General features: G+C 30.0%; 20 protein-coding genes. 11 read left to right on the forward strand and 9 right to left on the reverse strand.

Annotated features, from left to right (window positions below):
* Positions 1-38 precede the first annotated feature (38 nt).
* The gene (locus KPL44_RS18420) at positions 39-734 is read right to left on the reverse strand and encodes a copper homeostasis protein CutC (protein ID WP_216253108.1); all 696 of its coding nucleotides are present in this window, start codon (positions 732-734) and stop codon (positions 39-41) included.
* 270 nt (positions 735-1004) lie between these two features.
* On the opposite strand from KPL44_RS18420, the gene KPL44_RS18425 reads away from it, so the two are divergent.
* Together KPL44_RS18425 and corA are read left to right on the forward strand one after the other, a co-directional pair.
* Positions 1005-2282 carry an RNA-guided endonuclease InsQ/TnpB family protein gene (locus KPL44_RS18425; RefSeq protein WP_253201846.1) on the forward strand — a complete coding sequence of 426 codons (1278 nt, stop codon included), beginning with the start codon at positions 1005-1007 and terminating at the stop codon, positions 2280-2282.
* Positions 2283-2462: 180 nt separating this feature from the next.
* Positions 2463-3413: a magnesium/cobalt transporter CorA gene (gene corA / locus KPL44_RS18430; RefSeq protein ID WP_216253110.1), complete on the forward strand. Its 951-nt coding sequence runs from the start codon at positions 2463-2465 to the stop codon at positions 3411-3413.
* Between the two features lie 57 nt (positions 3414-3470).
* Here corA and KPL44_RS18435 read toward each other — a convergent pair whose 3' ends face one another.
* The 3 genes from KPL44_RS18435 to KPL44_RS18445 all read right to left on the reverse strand — a co-directional run bounded on the left by KPL44_RS18435 (position 3471) and on the right by KPL44_RS18445 (position 7604).
* Complete coding sequence (locus tag KPL44_RS18435) at positions 3471-3599, reverse strand: methionine/alanine import family NSS transporter small subunit (RefSeq protein WP_216253112.1); 129 nt, start codon at positions 3597-3599, stop codon at positions 3471-3473.
* Between the two features lie 14 nt (positions 3600-3613).
* On the reverse strand, positions 3614-5173 hold the full coding sequence (locus KPL44_RS18440; RefSeq protein WP_216253114.1) for a sodium-dependent transporter: 1560 nt from the start codon (positions 5171-5173) through the stop codon (positions 3614-3616).
* Positions 5174-5387: 214 nt separating this feature from the next.
* Positions 5388-7604, reverse strand: a complete 2217-nt coding sequence (locus KPL44_RS18445; protein WP_216253115.1) for an EAL domain-containing protein — start codon at positions 7602-7604, stop codon at positions 5388-5390.
* Positions 7605-7975: 371 nt separating this feature from the next.
* Here KPL44_RS18445 and KPL44_RS18450 point away from each other — a divergent pair, with 371 nt between their 5' ends.
* The 8 genes from KPL44_RS18450 (at position 7976) to KPL44_RS18485 (ending at position 15373) form a co-directional block, all read left to right on the forward strand.
* Positions 7976-8347: a CoA-binding protein gene (locus KPL44_RS18450; protein WP_216253117.1), complete on the forward strand. Its 372-nt coding sequence runs from the start codon at positions 7976-7978 to the stop codon at positions 8345-8347.
* A 79-nt stretch (positions 8348-8426) separates the two neighbouring features.
* A complete protein-coding gene (locus tag KPL44_RS18455) occupies positions 8427-9320 on the forward strand; it encodes an MBL fold metallo-hydrolase (RefSeq protein ID WP_216253119.1) in 894 nt (297 codons plus the stop codon).
* 127 nt (positions 9321-9447) lie between these two features.
* Complete coding sequence (locus KPL44_RS18460; RefSeq protein ID WP_216253121.1) at positions 9448-10134, forward strand: response regulator transcription factor; 687 nt, start codon at positions 9448-9450, stop codon at positions 10132-10134.
* A complete protein-coding gene (locus KPL44_RS18465; protein WP_216253123.1) occupies positions 10124-11581 on the forward strand; it encodes a sensor histidine kinase in 1458 nt (485 codons plus the stop codon). Before KPL44_RS18460 ends, KPL44_RS18465 begins: the two co-directional genes overlap by 11 nt.
* Positions 11582-11685: 104 nt before the next feature.
* Entirely contained in the window at positions 11686-13044 is a 1359-nt protein-coding gene (locus KPL44_RS18470; protein WP_216253125.1) for a VanW family protein, read from the forward strand.
* A gap of 28 nt (positions 13045-13072) precedes the next feature.
* Positions 13073-14164: a hypothetical protein gene (locus KPL44_RS18475; RefSeq protein WP_216253127.1), complete on the forward strand. Its 1092-nt coding sequence runs from the start codon at positions 13073-13075 to the stop codon at positions 14162-14164.
* A 138-nt stretch (positions 14165-14302) separates the two neighbouring features.
* Positions 14303-14827, forward strand: a complete 525-nt coding sequence (locus KPL44_RS18480) for a hypothetical protein (RefSeq protein ID WP_171296388.1) — start codon at positions 14303-14305, stop codon at positions 14825-14827.
* A gap of 105 nt (positions 14828-14932) precedes the next feature.
* Entirely contained in the window at positions 14933-15373 is a 441-nt protein-coding gene (locus tag KPL44_RS18485) for a GatB/YqeY domain-containing protein (RefSeq protein ID WP_216253129.1), read from the forward strand.
* Positions 15374-15465: 92 nt separating this feature from the next.
* Here the strand turns inward: KPL44_RS18485 and sigK are convergent, their stop codons facing one another.
* The 3 genes from sigK to KPL44_RS18500 form a co-directional block, all read right to left on the reverse strand.
* The gene (gene sigK, locus KPL44_RS18490) at positions 15466-16173 is read right to left on the reverse strand and encodes an RNA polymerase sporulation sigma factor SigK (protein WP_216253132.1); all 708 of its coding nucleotides are present in this window, start codon (positions 16171-16173) and stop codon (positions 15466-15468) included.
* A 161-nt stretch (positions 16174-16334) separates the two neighbouring features.
* Entirely contained in the window at positions 16335-16649 is a 315-nt protein-coding gene (locus KPL44_RS18495) for a hypothetical protein (RefSeq protein WP_216253134.1), read from the reverse strand.
* Positions 16650-16661: 12 nt separating this feature from the next.
* Entirely contained in the window at positions 16662-18608 is a 1947-nt protein-coding gene (locus KPL44_RS18500; protein WP_216253136.1) for a serine/threonine-protein kinase, read from the reverse strand.
* Between the two features lie 176 nt (positions 18609-18784).
* Between KPL44_RS18500 and KPL44_RS18505 the strand changes: the two genes are divergently transcribed.
* Entirely contained in the window at positions 18785-21913 is a 3129-nt protein-coding gene (locus KPL44_RS18505; RefSeq protein WP_216253138.1) for a hypothetical protein, read from the forward strand.
* Between the two features lie 101 nt (positions 21914-22014).
* Here KPL44_RS18505 and KPL44_RS18510 read toward each other — a convergent pair whose 3' ends face one another.
* Together KPL44_RS18510 and KPL44_RS18515 are read right to left on the reverse strand one after the other, a co-directional pair.
* On the reverse strand, positions 22015-22698 hold the full coding sequence (locus KPL44_RS18510; protein WP_216253140.1) for a hypothetical protein: 684 nt from the start codon (positions 22696-22698) through the stop codon (positions 22015-22017).
* Positions 22699-22921: 223 nt separating this feature from the next.
* Positions 22922-23473: a hypothetical protein gene (locus KPL44_RS18515; protein WP_216253142.1), complete on the reverse strand. Its 552-nt coding sequence runs from the start codon at positions 23471-23473 to the stop codon at positions 22922-22924.
* Positions 23474-23510: the final 37 nt, after the last annotated feature.

A 23510-nucleotide genomic window follows, 5' to 3' on the forward strand; every position in this document is an offset into this window, starting at 1 on the left:
TAGTAGATAATTATATGTTATTAGTAGCCAGAAGTCGGTTACTTAGTTACCGATTTCTGTTTACTAATAGTATTAGTAAGTATTTTTAAACTATCAATATTTATTTCTCCAAATACTGATTTATCATTTCTTACTGCAGTTCCAAAATGATATGCAGGTGCCTTTGTTTTTTCCATAATATCTTTAATATTTTTAATATTTAAACCACCCCCAACTATCACGTTAATATGTTTCGATTTCTCTACCATATTTTTGATAACTGGAATGTTTGTAAGTATATCACCTTTTCCACCTGATGTAAGAACGTTTTTAATTTGGCCATAATTTGCTAAAACATCTATACCTTTAACCGGTTCTAACAGCTCATCAATAGCCCTATGAAAGGTTACATCAATGCCATCACATGCTTTTAAAAGCTTCTCTAAAGAAGGCACACATATCTCATTCTTCCTATTTAAAACCCCAAATACCACACCATTTACATTTAGCTCTTTTGCAATTATAATATCTTCTACCATAATCTCAATTTCCTCATCTGTATATATAAACGATTTCCCGTGTGGTCTTATCATAACATTTACTGGTATCTTAACACTTTGCACTGCTCTTTTTATGAGAGCATAGCTGGGCGTCAAACCTCCTTCGGATAATGCACTAATAAGCTCTATTCTATCAGCCCCACTTTCTTCAATTCTTTTTACATCCTCTATTGTCGCTGCAATAATTTCAATCATTTTTTAGTCTCCTTCGTGAAAATATACTCTATATTATATCTATTTGTTATTTTACCATATATAATATATTATTGAGTTAATATTTCTATCCTGTTGCGAAAGAGTACACCTATCCTCTATAGGTGGGTGGTGAATTCCGTCTAGCTTAGGGCAGTTTATAAAGCTAAATTCATTACTTATAAGTATAATATTAATACAGAATATAGTCATGATTTTAGCTATATACGGACATAATATCATTATAATATACTTGTGAAAGGAGGAGTCTCAATGCCTCAAAATTCAAAAAAAGAAGAAAAGGAAATCTTGTACGGAGTTCAAAAGCAACAACTTAAAGATTTGTCAGCTAAGGAATATAAAGCACTTAAAGAACTATGTTTTTTATCCAAAAACATGTACAATGTAGCATTGTACAATATACGTCAACATTATTTTACACAAAATAAGTTCCTAAATTACATTAAAAACTATCATGTTTGCAAAACTAATGAAAACTACGTAATACTTAATAGTAATTCAGCCCAGCAAATAATGAAAATTGTAGATGCAAATTTTAAGTCGTTTTTTGGATTACTTAAATTAGCAAAAGCAGGTAAGTACAAATATAGCGATGTTAGAATGCCAAGTTATTTACCTAAAGATAGCTTATTTGAAATTGTATTTTGTGAATTCAATGTTACTACAGATAAATTTGCAGTACCAATGTCTGCTGCTTTCAAAAGTCTTTATGGCAAAATTGAGATTGCGATGCCAAAAAATCTAAAGAGTAAATTAATTAAAAAAATTATAATACTACCCAGAAACGATGCAAGGTTCTTTGAAATCCAATGGATATATGTAATTGAGGAATTCAAAGGTAGTTTAAATAAAAAAAATACACTTGCAATTGATTTAGGAGTAGACAACTTATGCACTTGCACCACAAATTCTGGCAAAGCTTTTATTATTGATGGTAAAAAGCTTAAATCAATAAACCAAGGTACAAATAAGCGGAGTTGCAAATTGCAATCAATTAAAGATAAACAAAATATCACACGCACTACTAAAGCCCAAGGAAACCTTTGGAACAAACGAGGTAATAAGGTTAATGATTATCTCGCTAAAACTGCAAGGCTAATTATTGATTACTGCATAACTAATGATATTGGCTCGCTTGTGGTAGGTTCTAACAAAAACATCCAAAAGGTTGTTAATCTAGGCAGAGTTAATAATCAAAACTTTGTTAATATACCAATTGGTCAGTTAAGGGCAAAGCTTAAATATCTAAGCAAACGATATAAGCTTGTATTCATAGAACAAGAGGAAAGCTATACTTCAAAAGCTGATTTTTTAGCAACTGATAATATGCCTGTTTATGACGCCCTAATTAAAAGAACTTATATTTTTAGTGGCAAACGAACCTCTAGAGGACAATATAAATCGTCAATGGGAATTATATTAAATGCTGATATAAATGCTTCTCTTAACATAATGCGAAAAGCAGAAATAAAGAACATTTGCTTAATGTACAACGAGTATATGAATCCCAAGAGGATTAAGATAGCTTAAATGCAAGCTGGGAGCATAAAGCTTACAGTGTAGGGCGTCCTTGGACACGCCAAAAGGAATAAGGCTTCCTACTTAGATAGGTTTAAAAGTAATAGCAAACTTCTTTATAAATAAGAATCTCCCACTTCTAAAGTGGTGAGAGGGTTCAAAAACGACACTTCATTAAAGGGAGAGATTTTATTGATTACATATATTAATAATAAAGTACATGAATTTAATGACTTAGAAAAAGCATTTTCTGAAGCTCCAGATACAAAAGAAGTGTTTTGGCTTAATATCAGCAACCCAACTGCTAATGATTTTAAATTTTTGAAAAACAAATTTAATTTCCACCATTTAACTATTGAAGATTGTATGCATAAAGCTAAAAGGTCTAAAATAAACGATTATAATGATTATCACTTTTTAATCATTTCCACAACAGATAATAATGTTAGCAATGCCTTTTCTTATAACAATATATATATATATATTAGTTTGAATTATATTATAACAATACATTATGGTGAAAACAGATCCATAAAAAAGATTATGAATGACATAAACAATGGGCTCGCTATTGTATCTAATGGAAGTGATTTTGTTTTATATAATATACTTGATGATGCAATAGACCAATTGTTTGTTGTAACCGATAAAGTAGAAGAGAAAATCAATATTTTAGAAGAAGAATCCATGAACAATCCTATTCAAGATACACTTAACAATATTATGAAAATTAAAAAAACCGTAATTAAGCTTAGGCGAGTCGTTTCTCCACTACGAGAGGTTTTAAACACTCTCCTTCGCCATGATGATATTATAACTGAAAAATATAGAGTATATTTCACTGATATATATGACCATGCACTTAGAATATATGATTTAATTGAATCTGACCATGAAATGGTTACATCTTGCCTTGAGCTTTATTCTTCCCAACTATCAAATTCCATGAATAAAGTTATGAAAGTCTTAACAATAATTACTACTATTATGATGCCACTTACAATAATCACAGGGATTTATGGAATGAATTTTCAAGATATGCCCGAGTTACATTACAAATACGGCTATTTTATTACTATATTTATAATGTTTTTCATTTCTTTTTGTGAAATTATATATTTCAATAAGAAGAAATGGTTATAATAAATAATAAAAAATTGGTACAAGCAATAAAAAATAAATTTATTGTTTGTACCGATTTTACCACTTAACTTCTTTATTAAGATTTTTCTTCTTTTCCACCGCTAATGCAATAACAATTGAAACTACCGTTCCGCCCCAAACTGTTCCACATCCGATTATCATCATTACTATAGCACTTGTTGACATAAAGTTCCCTCCAATTATCTATTTATAGAGTCTTCTTCATTTACATCATTATTTGTTAATGAACTTTTCACTTCTTGTGATTTTGAAGTCCATTTTTTTCTATACAATACAATTGATGCCCCTATCATTAGGACTACCGTTCCCCAACCAAAAACAATACTTGAAACTATTTCAACTTTGCCTTTACTAAATAATTCAGTAATTAAATTGAACATATTTGTTACCACAACCGCTCCGAGTAATAATGGCGTAAAATATTTCAATAAATAGTCCCACCATATTCCGACTTTGAAGTCTGAATGCGCATTTGCTTCCTGCCTAAGTTTACTAGTTCCATAAAAATAACTAATTAAAATAACTTCTACGAGTCCAAGTCCTGCTATTACAATATTTCCTACATAAGCATCAACTATATCTAATATATAGTTGAATCCTGCATAACTTGCAAAACATGCACTGCCACAAAACCCAACTATAGAAATAATTGAAACAAGCTTTTCGCGAGAAATATCAAATTTATCTAAAGCTGCAGTTGTAAATGATTCTAGCATTGAAATACTAGATGATAAACCTGCAATAAATAGACAAAAGAAAAATAAGAAACCTAATAACCCTTGGACCACTACATTTGTTGACATTGTTGAAATAGCAATTGGAAATGCCATGAATGCGACACCTGCACCTGTACCAAATGATGTGAATTTTACACCCATACTATTTACTAAATGACCTAATGTTGAGAATACTAACACACCTGCAATAAGATCAAAACTTGCATTAGCTAAAACTGTTATAACCGCACTGTTTACGATATCTGCTTTCTCATTTAAGTATGAACCATATGCAATCATAACACCTACAGCTAAAGTTGTAGAGAAAAACACTTGTGCATAAGCTGAAACCCAGATACTAGGATTTAATATTTTTGAGAAATCTGGTTTGAAGAGTGCTTCGAGTCCTATTGCAGCACCGTCTAAATTTATTGCATTAATCATAAATATAATCATTAAGACCATTAACATAGGTGTAAAAAACATCGACATTTTTTCTATTCCGCCAGAAATCCCCTTTTTAACAATCAGCCAGTTGCAAATCCAGACTACAATAACCGCTATTAAAATATAAATACTAATACCAGCACCCAAATCTAATGCATTTTTCGCACTTCCTGTAACCATGCCCATTATAGGTCCTGGGTTTGATAGCCAGTTAATAATACCAAATGCATGTCCTAATGAAAAAACCATAAAGACAACAGCCACAGCAATAATAGTAGAGTAATACGTCATAACAATAATTGGTACCATTACTTGAATCCACCCAATGATTTCTAATTTCTTTTTTAATTTTGCAAATGCCTTTACTGATCCTCCACGGATTTTTCTACCATAAGCGTACTCCATAATCATTAATGGTATAGCGCAAGTTATAAGTGCTACAAAATATGGCAAAAGGAATGCTCCTCCGCCATTTTTATAAGCTTGAAATGGGAATCTCCATAAATTTCCTAAACCAATTGCAGCTCCAGCTGCTGCAAAAATAAATCCTTTCCTGCTTTTCCAATTTTCTCTCACTGAGCACCTCCTCATTCGTAATATACTAATCTTCCTTTATAAGTATCAATACTTTCCTGTGTAATTACAATTCCATAAATCTTATAATTCACTAATATACATTATACATCCTTAAACTATATTTTACATACTTAATATAATGTTCTACAGAAATCTAAAAATATACCTACAGCTTTTATTATCAACAAAAATAGAGCCCATTTCTGAGCTCCTTTCAAATAATATTTCCTAAGCAATACTTCTTGTGAAAATCAGAGGCAATCATCGGTTTCCCTATTAGATACCCTTGAATAGACTGACATCCAAGTTCTTTTAATGTAAGGAATTCCGTTTCTGTTTCAATTCCTTCTGCAATAACTTTAATATCCAAACTATCTGCAACCGCTAATATAGCTTTAATTATAGCTATATTTTTAGAGTTGTTATCTAAATTTATTATAAGTGATCTATCTATTTTTATAGTATCAATAGGAAGTTTGCTTAACCAACTAAGGGATGAATAACCTGTACCGAAATCATCCATTGAAATTTTTATCCCTTTGGATTTTAACTCTAAAAGGACTTTTATTATTAAATTAATGTCCTCCATAGCCTCATCCTCAGTAATTTCAAGGTTTAAATACTTAGGATCTAATGATTGATTACAACATATATTCATTACTAATTGAACAAAATTTGCTTGTATTAATTGTTTATATGAGGTATTTACGGATACACTAAAATTCTTTGAACCCGAATTTTGCCATTTTTTACACTGAACGCAAGCATTATGCAGCATCCAATTATCGATTTCTACCATTTTACCTATTTTCTTTGCTATTGGAATAAATTCTATAGGTTGAATAACCTTATCTCCACATTTCCACCTTATAAGAGATTCAGCACTTAATACTTTCATTAATTTCAAATCTATAATAGGCTGATAATACGTTATAAATTCGTTTTTCTCCATAGCGCTTTTTAAGTTCTTTTCCATTTCTAACATGTGTCTATTGTTAGAACTCATGATGTTATTATATAGACGATACCCATGGCCACCACTATTTTTAACTTCATACATAGCTAAGTCCGCATTTCTTATTAAAGTGTCTACATCATTTCCGTGCTGTGGAAATAAACTAATACCAACACTTGCACCAATATATAGTGACTCTTCATTGTATATATAAGCGCTACTTAATATTTCCACAATTTTTTCTGCAATTTTTGTTGCACCTGCTGCTGAAATTAAATCTCTTATAATTACAATAAATTCATCCCCACCAATTCTACTTACTATATCCTTTGATTTTGCAATATTATTCTCCAATCTCTCTGCCACCTTTGCAAGAACCATATCTCCTACCTGATGACCAAAACTTTCATTTATAGCCTTGAATTTATCTAGAGTTATAAAGAAAACCGCTAAATTTTCATTTTTATTTTTGAGCAAATCTCTAATGTTCTCTAGCAATTTTTTTCTATTTGTAAGCCCTGTAAGAGCGTCATAATTTGCAAGTGATACAATAGTTTCATCCGATTTTTTTAGTCTTTGGAACATATCGTTAAATTTAGATCCAAGTTCAGAGATTTCATCGTTTCCTTTTAAAATTATGCTTGGAAATACATCATAAGAATTGTGTACATTCTCAACTACTGAGTTTATAATTTTAATTTTTCTCACAACAAATACGTGTATTAATATAAAAATACTTAAAGAAAATATTATTAAAGCAACAAGCACAATTAAAAAATAGAAATCCAATGTATTTTGCGCCTTTTTAGAAACATTTCTTTCTGATGTAATCTTCACGAAAAAAGAAGGTTTTGAAAATATATCGTTAATTAAGCCATAACTACTAATAATTTTTTCATTACTTACTTTAACAAATTCATTTTTTCTTATAAAGTCGTTGTTTAAAATTAATTCTTTATCATAATACGCTATTTCCGTTTTAATTCCCGTATTTTGGTTAAGCTTATCCATTTCCTCTTTATCATAATATTTCGCGAAAATCAAAAAACCAGGACTATGACCTAAACCGGATTTTTTTGTAATTCTTTGAGCAGATATTAAAATTGGGTATTTACCATATAAAGAAATTCCCTTGACATTTTTTGTATTATTATCACTTAATAGTTTATCAATACTTGAGGTTATATTTTTAGCAAAAGCCAACGTAAACATTTCCTTTGTGTCTTCTTTCGTATTTTTTTTATAAATTATGTTCCCCTGATTATCAGTAATGAAAATAAAGTTTATTTTTGCCTCAGCCATAGAGGTTGTATCTTCAAAATTATCTTCTATATACTTATTATTTCTGTTATTCACATAATTATAAGTTTCATCCCATCTTGCATAATCTAAATTTACATCATTTATATTATCCAGATCATTTTGAATATAATTAATGACAACCTTAGTATCCTTAAAAGCTTTATCAATTTCCATATCAGTGAAACTCTTTAGTAAAAATAGTTTTGAAATTATATAAAGAAAACAAATTAAAATTAAGCTTACTAATAATACTATTCTAAATAATTTCGCTGAAAGTTTCATATTTATCACCCATTCCATAGTTATTGCCTATTAACATAGTTTTAATCTTTTCCCCGCGAGTCATTACATATTACATGCAATCACTTCAAACCTCTTATAATTCTTATATCGGTTATATAAGACAAAACTTTATGTATTACCCCCACATGTGACTTTAATAACCCTAATATTATTTATTATGCAGTTCTAATGCTCAAAATAATTTAAATTACTTGTGGTAATAATAATAAATATATATTATATTTTACTAGGAGATGATAAAATTGAAAGCAAATGAACTTTTAAATTATAAAAACTGGGTTGTAGTTGGTGATGTATTAAATCAATCAAAATATGCTTATAAAATATTACTTTCTTTAAAAATAAGTGAATTTAATGTGGTAGGTGTAAATCCATCTGTTGAAAATAAAAGCGTTTATAACAGGCTAAGCGATATACCCTACAATGTAGAAGTTTTAGATTTATGCATTAACCCCTATAAAGGCATCAAAATCCTTAAAGAAGCTCACTCGTTAAAAATAAATAAAGTACTCATTCAACCAGGGGCTGGAAGTCCTGAAATACTTGAGTTTTGCAAGATAAATGGAATACACGCAATAGAGGGATGTGCACTAATAGAATTATCAAAAAAATGAAATAAAGTATACAATAAAGGAAGTGAGTATTTAGTGGAAGTGTCTATTTACAATAAGCACACTTTCACTAAAATAATACATGGAGATAAAAAAAATTAAGGGAAATACATTCTGTATTACTACTGGTATGACATATATACCATTTTATAAAATTAATGAAAAAGAAATAATTATGTTGGATTCTGGATGGGCAAAAGGGCAAAGACAAGGAATTGATGAACTACTAGAAAAAAATAACTTTAAGGTAGTTGCCATAATATGCAGTCATGCTCATGTTGACCATATAGGTAACAATGCCTTTTTTAAAAATAAATTCAATTGTATAATCGCAATGCCAGCCTACGAAGCTCTTGTTTGCAGTTCAGTAATAAATCTCAAACTTTATTACAGTAACCAAAAATTATCTGATGTTGCGTTGCATTTTGGTCATATGGTTTGTCAAACAGATATTATGATTTTTGATAATCAAAACTCGATATGTGTATGTGGCACTACATTCAAAATTCTTCATACGCCAGGGCATAGTCCTGCACATATATGCATAACTACTCCAGATGATGTTGCCTATATTGGAGACGCACTTATAAGTCATGAAGTCATGAATGGCTCTAAAATGCCCTATGCCTATATACTCACAGAGGATTTGTTAAGCAAAGCAAAACTTTATGACTTAAAATGCAGCAAATACATAGTGGCACATAAAGGTATATACAACGAAATTACTGGACTTATAACTGATAATATAAATTTCTATAAAAACAGAGCAAAAGCAATATATACTCTCATAGTAGGGGCTATGACAATGCAAGATATTCTAAAGACTGTTATTGAAAATTTTAATATTAATATAATCAATATATATAAATATACCCTTATCGAGCGAATGTTAAGGTCCTACGTTGAATATTTAAATGAAACAGGACTTATAGTTTTAAATATGGCTAATGGATTTCTTAAATACTCAAAAGCCTGAGAGATAATTTATTGTTTCTCAGGCCTATTCTATTTATAAAAGTTTAATATTAAACAATATTTAGATGCCTATATCTATGATATAATTTACTGTATGATAAATGAGCATAAAAGGTTTGGTGATAAAAATGTATAAGAAGATATTAGTAGTTGATGATGAATCCCGCATTGCAAATACTATCGCTTATGCCCTTAAACGTGAAGGCTTTAATGTAGCGGTTGCATATGATGGTGAGGCCGCCTTAAAAAAAATAAAAGAATTCTGTCCGATTGTTTTAATACTAGATATTATGATGCCAAAATTGAATGGTTATGAAGTTCTTAAAAAAATAGAAGATAGAACAATGATTGGTATAATCATGCTAACTGCAAAGAGTGACATAGTCGATAAGATTTTGGGACTTGAGCTAGGTGCCGATGACTTTATCGTTAAGCCTTTTGATATGCGTGAACTTACAGCAAGGGTCAACTCTCTTGTAAGAAGACTAGAGAAAGTTGCCATTAAAGAGGATTTGATATTAGGGAAGCTAAAAATCACAATACCCGAGAGAAAAGCAATGGTTGAAGGTACCTCTCTAGATTTAACCCCCAAAGAATTTGATCTTTTAGTTACACTTGTATCCCGAGCTGAGAAGGTATATTCGCGCGATGAGCTTCTAGACCTTGTTTGGGGAAGTGATTATCTTGGTAGCACTCGAACCGTAGATATTCATATGAGAAGATTAAGACAAAAGCTAGGAGTTCCATACGAGGAAATGTTACAAACAGTTCACGGAGTTGGGTATAGAGCTTCCGGAGGAATACATGCGAATTAGCATAAGAACTAAATCTAATCTGTTCCTTGCAGGACTTCTGCTTCTTACTGTTGGTATGCTTAGCTTATTAGTTTTAGGTGAGGTTAAAAAGGAACAACAAGTTCATTATGAAAGCCTACTTAGCCAACAATCTAAAGTGGCAAATATTTATATTAATCAATCTTATGCACTACATAGCGGTATAGAAAGCAACGAATTTCTTAAAAGCAAAGGTCCAGAACTCGCAAAACAAATTGGAATATTAAGTGATATGCAGGTAATCTTGTACAATATGAAAGGTGCAAAAGTTGGGAATTCATTTCCTATGGATTCATATAACAGTATCAATACTACCATCCCCTATGCATCAAAAAACAAAGTTGCATATGAGGTCGATGATGAATTTCTTTATTATTCCACTCCAATAAGGACTACTGATGGCCAAATAGCTGTTGTTGAGTTCATTTACCCCTTAAAAGAAAATATAAATTTTCTAAAAAAAATAATTATGATTTTCGTATATATAGGTAGCCTAGTATTTGTCCTTAGTTATATCATTGGCTATATCTATTTTAACAGCATAGTAAGTGATATCTTAAAACTAAAAAAACATATAGATGAAATAAAGATAGGTGGTTTTAAAAAGATCCAAATATTAAAACGAAATGATGAGCTTAAAGACCTTGAGCAAGGCATATGTTTCATGGATAGCCGAATTGAGGAAAATATTAAAACTATGGATAAAGAGCAAGAGCAACTAAAATATGCAGTAGAAAAACTTAAAATATTAGAGAAGCAACAAAAACGTTTTATCGGAAACATTACTCATGAGTTTAAAACACCTTTGACTATTATCCGTGCCTATGTGGACTTAATAGAAATGTACACCGACGATCCATTGCTTCTAGAAGATGCTAAGAAAAATATAAGTAAGGAGACAGATAAACTTTTAGACATGGTAGAAAAAGCACTTCATCTCTCTTCCCTTGAAAAATACGATTTTGAATTTAATGCAGAACCTATTGAAATCATGGAGCTACTAAGTGGTATTTGTGATCGTATTAACGTAAAAGCTAAAAAATTTGAATTAACAATGTTTTGTGATCTTAATAAAGCTTATATTTTGGCTGATCATGAAAGCGTAATGCAAATTTTTATTAATATATTGGATAATGCAATTAAATATAACAAACCAAACGGTCAAATATTTATAAATAATTATATAGATAATGGCAATGTTTGTATCGTTATAAGGGATACAGGCATTGGTATACCTATTGAGTCAAAAGATAAGATCTTTCAGCCTTTCTATAGAGTAGATAAAGAAAGATCCAGGCAAACTAGTGGAATAGGACTAGGGCTAGCACTCGTAAAAAAATTAGTTGAGATGCAAAATGGTACCATAGAACTTATTAATATTGAAGAAAAAGGAACAACTATAAAAGTTTCATTTCCACATTTATTATAAAATATACAATTTAGAAACAAACGTGTATACTTTTGAAATAATATACTGATATTATATGTTTATACAATAAAAACTTAACAGAATATGGGGGAATAATAAAACTTATGAGAAAAAGTATAAAAATAATGATAATCTTACTATTAATAGTCGTTTTGGGAACTAGTGGGCTTTATGCATATGTTAATTATAATACAAAAAAGTGGACAAGTCTTGTATATCCAGGTGTTAAAATCGGTGAATTAGATATATCTGGGAAAACACTAGCGCAGTCAAAAGATATGGTAACTCAGAAATATCAATCCACTATGTTAAAGAAAAACGTAAATATTAAAACACCGCAGAAGACATATTCGTTAAATTTTGCAAAAATGAATGCAAAATATAATGTTGATGAGGTAGTTAATGAGGCTTTTAATTACGGCAAAAATTTATCGCTGTACGAAAAATATAAATTGATTAGAAAACCTCAAGTCAAGGTAATTAATATGAAATTTACATATGATTCTAAACCTCTAACAGATCTAATTTCTAATATGAAAAAAGAAATTAATAGCACTCCTAAAAATGCAAGCATTTATATGAATGGTGATAACTTCGTTGTTACACCTGACACAAAAGGATCTACACTTATGGATGATAAACTAAAAAAAGAAATCTTAAGTAAACTAAATGGAGACGTAAACTCTTCGAATATTAGTGTAAGCGCAGAGATTAAAACTACTTTAGCAACTGTAACGAAAGAAAAACTTCAAACTGTTAACACAAAACTTTCAAGTTTTTCTTCTGATTTTAGTACTTCAGCATATGGTAGATCCACTAATATAACCCTTGCAACAAAAAGTATTAACGGAACTATTCTAATGCCTGGAGAAAGTTTTAGTTTCAACGACACTGTAGGTAAAAGAACAGCCGACAAAGGTTATCAGCCAGCACCCGTTGATATTGGTACCAAAGTAAGTTCCGATTATGGTGGTGGAATATGTCAAGTATCTACATCATTATATAATGCCATACTTAGGTCAAACATTAAATCTACTGAGAGGAACCATCATTCCATACCCTCAACTTATATACCACTAGGTATGGATGCAACAGTAGATTGGGGTAATTTAGACTACAAATTTACTAACACCTTAGGATATCCTGTTTTTATTGAGAGTATTGTGAACAATAAGATACTAACTTTTAATGTTTATTCTAATTCAAGTTTAGCCAATAAGTCTTATACTCTTGTGAATGATATATATGCTGCTGTTCAACCTGGCCCTACTCAGTATATAGATGATGCTACTCTTCCTGTTGGTAGTATTGTTCAAGAACAATTTCCTTTGGTTGGATATAAAGTAAGAACATATAAAAATACAATTCAAAATGGTAATGTAATTAATCATGAATTAATTTCAAATGATAGCTATCAGTTAAAAGCTGAAGTAATTAGAGTAGGTATAAAAAAAGTTAAGTGATCACTTATTCTAAAAAGGGGAAGTAAATATGCTAAGTAAAAAAGTTATCCTAATTACATCTAGCATTATATTCATAATTACTTTTTCGGCTTTTTCTCCAAACGCAGATACAAATCGGCAAGTACTAGATGATGGAGGAAAGAAAATTACGCTGCTTAAACATGACAATGTTCCAACTTATAATGAACTAGCATTAAAAAAAATTAATCTTATAAACGACGTACGTGCTTTCGACTGGATAGACGATGACACTATTTTAATTTCCAAGGGAAACAAAAACTATCCTAAACTCTCTACCCCAAGTGGAATTATATATCCCCAGAACTTGTATTTACATAATCTTAAAACAAATGAGGATAAATTAATTCTTGGCTCAAAATTAAGCATGAGTAATGCTATATTATCACAAGATAAGAAACATATATTTTATAAAGAAGGTATAGAAAACTTAACAGGCTTTATTCTTGATCTTAAAACAAAGCAAAAAATACAAGTTACAAAGAATGATAGCATTTATCCTACCGAGGGACAATGGATAAACAATGATAATATTATATTTAGTCTACTTCCCGAAGGTAAAATTTACAGTGCAAGTGTCAAAGGGAAACTTTCTTTATTAACAAATGCTAAGGGAATAAGTTCAAACACTATAAAAATCAAAAATGATTTATACTATAGTGTAGGAGAAAAACTATATAAACAAGAATTAAACTCAAGTAATAGAAAACTTTTGAGGAAAGATTTAACTTGGTTAATCCCTTCCCCAAATCAATCACAATTTGCCTTGGTTAAACATACTTCTAAAACAACGAGAACACTTATATTATCCGATTTGATGGGAAATGAGATTAAAACCTTTGCAGAAGGAACACAAATCATGGGCACAAGTTGGTCTAGTGATGGGTCTAAACTTGCCTATACTGTTGCATCAGAAAACAATTGCGACGCTGGATTATTTGTAGCTGATGCAAAAAATAGTAAGGTAGTCCAGCTTGCTGTAGATATTCAGTATATTTCTGATTCGGTAAAATGGAGTCCCTCAGGAAAAAGATTACTCGCCTCCAACATTATGTTGAATAATAATAACTCTTTTACAACCTATATCATTGATTTAAAATAGTACAAATAACACGCAAAATCAGAATATCAGCGCCTTAACAGACAATGATTTAAGTATTTAATTATTTATTTCTTCTAAAAAGAGGAATTTGGAAATATTTGGAGAATATTTCTTATATATAATTAGGAGGCGCATACTATGATCTATGATGCATTTAAAATTGCTAAACATTTAAATATAAGTAAAGTAACTGCATATGCTAAAATGAAACTACCTGAAGTAAAACCTTTTTTAATAACACACAATGGTAAAACCTGTGTAGATGAGAAAGGACTAGAGGCAATTAAACAATGTCTAAAATATAATCAAACCGCCGAATCAGAAGTAGCAGCTACTGTAGTTGCATCTAACGTAGTAAATTTATTAAAGGAAGATATGATTGAGACACTTAAAAATGACATTGAATTTATTAAACAACAATTAAATGTAAAAGACGGACAACTCTATGATATTAATAAATTATTAGAAAATACACAGATCCTTTTTAAACAAGAACAAGAAAAAAACAAAATTGTATTATCCCTGCCTCAAACCATTAAAGAACACGATATCCAATTAATTGATACACTAAACCAGTCTCTTGAAAGACAAAGGGCTAAAGCATTAGCTGAAGAAGTTCTCCATAGAAAAAAAGGAATTTTCCAAAGAATATTTGATAAATAAAATATATATGACCTTCCTCTATGATAAGAGTATAATGTACATATACTGTATGCTTTTGCAAAAAAAAATTTGTAATCATACTAAATCATTAGGAGGTAAATACATATGTTAAAACAAACAATAAAAGACGATATTATTAAATATATGAAAAGTAGGGATAAGATAAGACTAACTACTCTAAGAACTTTAATGGCTGACGTTAAAACTAAGGAAATGGATTCAAAGAAAGAAATTGAAGAAATCGACCTTATAAGTATTATTGAGAAAACAATTAAACAATTACATGAAACTCTCGACTATGCAAAACAAGCTAATAACACAGAAATCATATCTGAATCAGAAACATCTATTGAACTACTTTCGGTTTATATGCCAAAGCAATTCACTGAAGATGAAGCAAAAGCAATCATCGCTGAGGTTATTGCTGAAAATAGTTTCAAGGGTAAAGGTGACATGGGAAAAGTTATGAAGGCTATTATGCCAAAGCTCAAAGGTAAGTATGATAGTAGAAAGGTAAATCCACTTGTAATTCAATTACTTTCATAACTAATTTAGGGTAGTAATATTTATATTACTACCCTAAATTATTATAAAAAATCATTTACTCTAGAATATCTCTGTTAAGCATCTTGTTTTAATTATATTAAATTATTATTACTACCTAATTCCTTATTCAACTTCTTAAGTACTCTCTTTTCAATTCTAGAAATATATGACCTCGAAATCCCGAGTATTAATGCTATTTCTCTTTGAGTTCGAGGTTTACCATCAAGTAATCCATAACGCATTTGAATTATTACTTTTTCCCTCTCCTTCAAAACTACATTTATCTTACTATAAAGCCTTTTAATTTGTATTTTATTCTCTACAATATCGGTAATAGAATCTTCCTCACTACGTAATACATCCATAAGGGATACCTCTTTTCCCTCTTTATCCGTGCCAATAGGGTCTTGCAGATACACTTCCCCTTTTATTTTCTTGTTACTCCGAATTAACATGAGTATCTCGTTTTCTATGCACCTTGCAGCATAAGTCGCGAGCCTTATTCCCTTATTCATATTAAAGGAATCAATAGCTTTTATAAGTCCCACCGTTCCAATAGATATGAGATCATCTACATCCTTTCCCGGGTAGGAATATTTTTTTACTATATGTGCAACTAGTCTCAAATTTCGTTCAACGAGTGTTCCTTTGGCTAATAAATCACCCTCCGCAAACTTTGCTAAATAATATTTTTCCTCTTCCTCGCTTAGTGGTTGAGGAAATGAATTAGTACCAGTTATATAAGCTGTTAAAAATGTAACATTCCCTATCATATCTAATAAACTATTTATGAAAAACACAGATGTTCCTCCTACTAGAGCTTATAGATATATAATATGATTAATTATTTGTTTTCATGTTTTAAATATTTAATTTTACAATGTAAATATTTAAAACAGTTCCAAAATAAGTATTTTAGTTCTTATATTATAAACTTATTCATTTTTTACACTGATTATATTTATTGATTCATTTTCTCATCACTTAATAATGTAGTATTCTCGTCCAATAGTGTAGTATTCTCATTTATTAGTCCCGTATTTTCTAATGACTTGCTAGCCTTTTTTACTAATTGAATAGACTTAGCTTCTATACAATGTGTCTTTTGTTTCTCAAATTTCTTCTTACTATTGAATTTAGTAATTAGTCCAAGATTTATATACTCCCTTAGATCTTCCTTAATGTAAATGTAAATTCCAACTACTATGCTTGCCACCGCACCAAGACATCCGATAACTAGAAGTATTACATATCTCATGTATAAATTTCTATCCATACACTCTCCCTCTTATTTTATTGACTTCTGAGCTTTAAGCTCTTTTATATGATCTTCTAACAAACCAAATTGATCATCATTTATTGATCTATCATACCTTTTTAAGGCTAACTTATAATAAACATTCACTTTAGTATAAGTTTTCTTTGTAGTTGGTGAATGAACTTCAATATTATAATAAAGTAATCCTAATTGGGTGTATCCCACATAATCATTAGGAAACATATTTATCATTTTTTCAAAAGTTTTTTCACTATTTACATAACTTCCAATTTTCTCATATGCATTTCCAATAGAATAATATCCATCTACTTTATTAAACCCATTATTTAAAGCTAGATTGTAATATTCTAAACTTTTTTTCATTGAGGCAATATATTTAGCAGTACCCTCTTTAAGATTTCCTGCTTTATCATTATATGCTTTTCCAAGTCTTACATACAGCTTATAGTCTCCCGCTGCATTGCCTGTTGCCTTACCCAATGAATTTGCCTGTTCTAACAGTTTTATAACCTTATCAAAACTGTTTGGATAAATATCTTGATTACTTGTATATATGTCTGTTAAGTCCATATAACTTCTAATTCTCATATCTGTGTCTGGCATAGTTTTAATATAATTTTCAAGATTCGATATTATAGTTATGATTTCTTTTGATGATTTCTGATCATATCCTAGTGTTTGAGCTGTATCCTTATAAAATATTACAGACTTATCTTTAGGATTTTCTATCATTCCATAATATTTATAAGCTTCCTTATAATTTTTTTCTTTAAAGAATGTATTTCCCATAAGGCTTAATATTCTTTCATCTTTAGCCACACTTATTTTTTTTAATATAACATTATCAATTAAATAGCTAATACCTTTCTCTAATCTTTGATTTTCCTCAAGACTTGTATCTTCAAGATAGCTATTTGCTATATCTATATACGCTTCTGGTCTATTAGTATTTTTTTCTACAGCTATATCAAATGTTGTAATAGCTTCATCATATTTTTTATCCGCTTTTAACTCTTCTCCAGTTTTAATAATACTGTTGTATTCTTTGATATTTTCTCGTTGTATTCCACAATTCCCACTAAAAATAAAAACACTTGATAAAACAAATGAAAATAGTATAATATACACTTTCAACATTTTCTTTCTTACTAATTCTCTATAGGATGAATTTAGTTTATGAATATTTTCGAGATCAAAAATCACTTCTTTAACATTTTGATATCTAAGGATTGGATCTTGCTTCGTGCACTTTGAAATTATATATTCAAATCCTTCAGACAATAAAGGATTCATCTCCCTTGCTGGTTTAATTTCATATGGAGGATCATTTGGTCCTTTCCCTGTCGCTAGATGATATAAAGTAACACCTAAGCTGTAAATGTCCGTCCTGGCATCCGTTTGATGACTTCCATATTGCTCTGATGCAGCATATCCTTTTGTACCAATACATGTGGTATCTGTAGATACCTCTTCTTTGTACTCTCTTGCTATTCCAAAGTCAATCAACTTAATTTTACCAAGCGATGTAAGCATTAAATTTCCAGGCTTCATATCTCTATATATAATAGGGTTAGGCTTTATACAATGCAAGTAATCAAGCACATCACAAATTTGCTTGGCCCAATCAATTACAGTTTTTTCTTCAAACATACCAACCTCTTGTAATTGAATATCTAATGAAATTCCATCTATATAATCTAGCACTAAATAAATACTATCATCTATAGTAATTATATCTACTATTCTCGGTAATGCTGGATGATCTAATTTCTTGAGTATATTAGTTTCAGCCATTAAGTTTGATTTAGAATTAATTGTACTAACAGATACTTCTTTAATAGCCCATAATTTTTGTAACTTTATATCTTTTGCAAGATAAACTGTACTCATCCCACCTTTACCTAAAACATCAAGAATTTGATACTTGTTTTCAAAAATTTTTCCAATCAACTCCATAATTCAACCATCCAATCTTCATTTATATCATTTTACTATTTCAATTAGTTACTTATATTCAACGTTTTTATATTTATTTCTTTATTTGGCCTTTTATGTATTATATTGTTGTATTATATCATATTTTGTTGTAAACTTAAATCATATTTGTTTATTAATCGAGGAGGAGATATTTTTTGAATCGTAAAAAATTAGCAATACTTGTTGCCGTATGCTTTACAGTTTCAACCACAATTGTTCCTGTCAATGCTACAACGGAACAATTAAAATCACAAACGGAAGTGACACAGAAAGACAATTTATCATTAAATGCTTATAGCGACACACTAGACCCTACTTTATCCAATGTAAAAATTGTTTCTAGTAGTAACTCATCAACTACACAAATTGGAGATACAATAACATTAAAATTTACAAGCAGTGAGCTTCTCAAAAATAATCCAGCCATAACCATTTTAGGCAATGCAATTAAAGAAAGCGATGTAACTTCAATTGGAAATGACTATACTGCAACCTATGTAATCGCACCTACAACTCATGAGGGACCAGTTACCTTTACTATTAGTGATGTAATTGATATGGCCTCAAACCATATGGCTACTAATGTTTCTAAAATCACCACTGGTACAGACATAAATGTAACCAAGCAAGTATTATCTGAAGTTACAATGTTATCTGATAATGCTAATAAAGATTATGCGAATTCAGGCAATACAGTTACTTTAAAATTCACTAGTTTTCATACTCTTGCTAAAACACCTGTGGTAAATATTAATGGAGTTGCCATTAAACCCATTAGTCTTGCTCCTAATACATATACTGCCACCTATTCATTAAAAAAAGCAAAAACTGAGGGTTATATACCTTTTAGCATTAATAATCTGGAAGATGTTTCTGGAGTAAAATCTACTAAAAGTATAACTACAGTTACAAGCGGTAACGGTGTTACTTTTTATAACGCACCACCAACTGTAAGTGATGTTTATATTGACTCAGGTAGTTCTGATAAATCAGCCAAAAGTGGTTCTACTATTCACTTAAACTTTACTACAAATAAACCACTTTCAACCCTTAACTCGCAGGCTCCTATAATAAAGATCTTCAACAAAATAGTTATTCCCCAACTTATTACAAATGTTGGATTAAAATATACCGCTTCTTATGTCTTAAAAGATATAGATCCAGAAGGCTATATAAATTTTGAAATATCAAATTTAACTAACCTTGCTGGGGATGTTAATAAAGATATTATAAATACTGTTCCTGTTGACAAAAACATTAAATATGATAAAACTCCAACAGCTATTAACAATGTTACTTTTACTTCAAATAATCCAATACCTACCCTTGCTAAACCTGAAGACAAATTGTCCTTAGAATTTGATACGGATGGCACTGAATTTGTGGCTACAAATGTAATTATTGCTGGACATAAAGTTACAGCGGTTAAAACTCCAAATACAAATCACTATAAAGCAGAATACACCTTAGATGATACTACTTTGGATGGTCAAATAATTTATGACTTTAATGGAATACTAGATGAGGCAGGTAATGTCGCACTTCCTACCAATCCAATCGATTCTTCTGTGATTTTTGATAAAACAGCACCTACCTTTACTAATATAAGCTTAAAATCAACTAATAGTAGTGGGATTGATACTGATTATCCTAATGTATCAGATATCGTTAATTTAACCTTTTCTAGCAGTGAAAAACTTAAAGAAAATCAATTTGTCGAAATTAACGGTCATGATTGCAACGTTAACTTAATTTTAGGAGATAGATATTCTGCAAGCTATAGATTAACCCAAAATGATGCTGATGCAAATATAACCTTTAAGATATCTTCTTTATTAGATATTGCAGGAAATAAATCTACAACTTATGATACCATAGAGGATGGCGACCCTCTTATTTTAGATAAAATCGCTCCTACCATAACTATAGGTGGAGTTATTAATAACGAAATTACTAATGATGCTTCAACTGATGCATTAATTACCTTTTATGATGAAAATTTTGATTTAGATTCTAATATAACAACTATAAATGGTATCGATGTAAGTAAATCCATAAAAAAGACTGGTGACGGTCTCTATTCTTATAATTTTCATGCTACAGAAGAGGGAAAATATGTGGTAAAAGCCTATGGAAAAGATTTATCTCAAAATGAAACCACTAAAACTTTGACCTTTACCATTGACCGTACAATACCAGTGGTTTCATTTAATGTAAATAGTCCATATGTAAATAAGGCTTTCACACCAATTATAACTACAGGTTCACCAGAAGATGTTGTTATTGAAGTATTAATAAACGGCAGTTCAGTTAATCCTAAAAATTTACCAACATTATATAAAAACCAAAAATATGTATTAGAAGCAATATCAATGGACTTGGCTGGCAATGTCTCAAAAACAACAACTTCAACATTTATATTAGATACAATTAGACCCCAAATTAATGTATCCGGATTAATCCAAAGTTTCTTTTATGCAACTGATGTCAATCCTAATATAACCTTTGCAGATGTAAACTTACTTAATTATACCATGACATTGAACGGTGCCAAGTATACTAACAAAGAAATCACCAAAGATGGAGTTTATGATTTGAAAATATTTTCAAAGGACAAAGCTGGCAATATAAGTGAGCAACTAATTCACTTTGTAATTGATAAGAGTAGTCCTACTATAGAGTTTAAATATCCCTTAAATAATAAAACTTTTAATAAAATAATAAAACCACTATTAATTACCAAATCTAAATATGGCCTTGATTCAATTTCAATGACTTTAGATGGTGAGATATATCATGGCGAAGATATAACTACCGAAGGTAAACATACTATAATTGTAACTGCCAAAAATAAATCTGGCAAAGTAACTAAAAAATCATTTACATTTTTTATAAAAACTACGCCTCCCATTATTCGAATTACGAATGTTAAGGATGGCAAAACCTATAAATCAGGAATTATTCCTGAAATTTATAAAGAGGAAGCTATAAAATATGAGATGACCTTAAATGGTAAGCCATATATATATGGACTGGCTATTAATGATGCTGGACCTTATACCTTAGTGATTAAAGCTACTGATACAGCTGATAATGTAGCAACTAAAACAATCCACTTTTCAATTGAAAATAAAACACTTGTTGGCGCTCTCAAAGCTATAAACCCTCTTACAGAAAACAAACGAAGTTCACTTCCTGTAGTTGGGGGCTTGATTGCCTTATGTACAGCTGGAATATTTGGTTTTTTCAGATTTAAATCAAGAAAAAAAACCGTAGCTAAATAAATTAAACCATATAAGTTGTAATATGAATAAATCCCCTTTGCTAACTTAGCAAAGGGGATTTATTCCTTATGTACTACATAAACTATTGTACTACTTTAAATTTAACTTTGGCTTAGCTTAGCTACGAGCTTTCCGTCCTTTTCAAAAACTTGAGCACCAAAAAAAGTCCAATAAGTACTTTTCTCTCCATTTGGATTAATGCCTACCTTTAGCATTATACTAACACCTTTTTTTGTAACTAAATCAGGGCCATCATATTGAACACTTAATGCTTTCACATTAACAGCTTGACCATCTTTTAGTTTAAGTTGAATTTTTAAAATTTTCAAGTAATCTACTAACTTACCTTTATCTTTCGCATTAATGCTTACTAACCCTGGTGTATAATTCGCAGGATAACTCACAATACTCTTATAAGCTGTAGCATCACCATTAAGATATCTACTTATTAAATCAATGGTAAAATCAACTTCTTTGTACTCACCTTTTACATAAGGTTTGTTCTTTTCTTCATTATAAATATAATCACTAACCTTAACTTTTTTTATGTCCTTACTTCCAACAAAAGTAGTATCTAATTTTGTTTTAGAGGTTGCCTCTGTTTTAGCTGCAGCAGTACTAGCTGGTTTAGTTGTACTCTTTTGAGTAGTAGTTTTGCTAGCTACTTGTGTTGAACTCTTGGGGGTTGTTTGTTCCGCTGTCTTTTGAGAATTAGAACACCCTACTGCATTTAATGCAACAAACCCAAGCAAAAATATTATTGTAACCTTGTGTGAAAATTTCATATTTTTCTCCTTATCTCTCTAATATTTATTCTATTAAAATTATACCATAAAAGCATAATTTGTCAAATAATGCTTTATTGTCTCATATTCTTCTATATTATGCTCGTTTTTTAACCCTATGTTTTAATTTTGATAATCTATAATTATAATTCTCTTTTCCAAATAACACTATTTGTATTAATTTTCACTATGTAATTTCATTTTTTTCATCTATATAAGAACCTTAGTAGATAGATTCTTCACCTTGTTTTTTATTCTTCAAAGCCTTATCTAAGAGTTGCACATTTCCAAAAACATTAGGAACAGTGATACCATTAATTACACGTTCCTTATATTCGTCCTCTGAACCGCCCTCATCAACTTTTCTTTTTAATATATATCCCTTAACAATTATCTTACCATTGGTTATGGTATAGCTACTAACCGATTGTATATCATGATAATAGAATGTTCCACCTGAGATTGGATTTCGCTCCTTTAAACGAATAAATAAAATATTGTCCCCTTCAAGCACAAACTTCGTAGATTTGTACGTGTTCTTATACCCAAAGTAGTAAGCCCACCAAGTAATTATACTATTTAAAAATATAAATCCGCCTAATACAATACTTACCATATCTATGGGGTATGCATTAAAACCTAATTTATCCACTATAGTTCCAATTATAAATAATATCACCATTACTATAATTGGGTATAAAAATAAATATAAAAGAGTTTTTTTAACATAAATCTTTTTATACTTTTTTAAATCAATTTTTATCTCATCTTTCATTTAATTCTCCTCCTTTTTTAATCTAATCAAATGTATA

It is taken from the genome of Clostridium sp. DSM 17811 (genome assembly GCF_018861905.1).
GTDB classification, from domain to species: Bacteria; Bacillota; Clostridia; order Clostridiales; family Clostridiaceae; genus Clostridium_AD; species Clostridium_AD frigoriphilum.

Excerpts from the sequence above, each read along its gene's own strand:
- KPL44_RS18480 (WP_171296388.1), top strand. The coding sequence starts at position 14,303 with ATGATCTATGATGCATTTAAAATTGCTAAACATTTAAATATAAGTAAA.
- KPL44_RS18465 (WP_216253123.1), top strand. The coding sequence starts at position 10,124 with ATGCGAATTAGCATAAGAACTAAATCTAATCTGTTCCTTGCAGGACTT.
- KPL44_RS18495 (WP_216253134.1), bottom strand. The coding sequence starts at position 16,649 with ATGGATAGAAATTTATACATGAGATATGTAATACTTCTAGTTATCGGA.
- KPL44_RS18475 (WP_216253127.1), top strand. The coding sequence starts at position 13,073 with ATGCTAAGTAAAAAAGTTATCCTAATTACATCTAGCATTATATTCATA.
- KPL44_RS18460 (WP_216253121.1), top strand. The coding sequence starts at position 9,448 with ATGTATAAGAAGATATTAGTAGTTGATGATGAATCCCGCATTGCAAAT.
- KPL44_RS18425 (WP_253201846.1), top strand. The coding sequence starts at position 1,005 with ATGCCTCAAAATTCAAAAAAAGAAGAAAAGGAAATCTTGTACGGAGTT.
- KPL44_RS18445 (WP_216253115.1), bottom strand. The coding sequence starts at position 7,604 with ATGGAAATTGATAAAGCTTTTAAGGATACTAAGGTTGTCATTAATTAT.
- KPL44_RS18470 (WP_216253125.1), top strand. The coding sequence starts at position 11,686 with ATGAGAAAAAGTATAAAAATAATGATAATCTTACTATTAATAGTCGTT.
- KPL44_RS18420 (WP_216253108.1), bottom strand. The coding sequence starts at position 734 with ATGATTGAAATTATTGCAGCGACAATAGAGGATGTAAAAAGAATTGAA.
- KPL44_RS18500 (WP_216253136.1), bottom strand. The coding sequence starts at position 18,608 with ATGGAGTTGATTGGAAAAATTTTTGAAAACAAGTATCAAATTCTTGAT.
- KPL44_RS18515 (WP_216253142.1), bottom strand. The coding sequence starts at position 23,473 with ATGAAAGATGAGATAAAAATTGATTTAAAAAAGTATAAAAAGATTTAT.
- KPL44_RS18455 (WP_216253119.1), top strand. The coding sequence starts at position 8,427 with ATGGAGATAAAAAAAATTAAGGGAAATACATTCTGTATTACTACTGGT.
- KPL44_RS18510 (WP_216253140.1), bottom strand. The coding sequence starts at position 22,698 with ATGAAATTTTCACACAAGGTTACAATAATATTTTTGCTTGGGTTTGTT.
- KPL44_RS18435 (WP_216253112.1), bottom strand. The coding sequence starts at position 3,599 with ATGTCAACAAGTGCTATAGTAATGATGATAATCGGATGTGGAACAGTT.
- KPL44_RS18485 (WP_216253129.1), top strand. The coding sequence starts at position 14,933 with ATGTTAAAACAAACAATAAAAGACGATATTATTAAATATATGAAAAGT.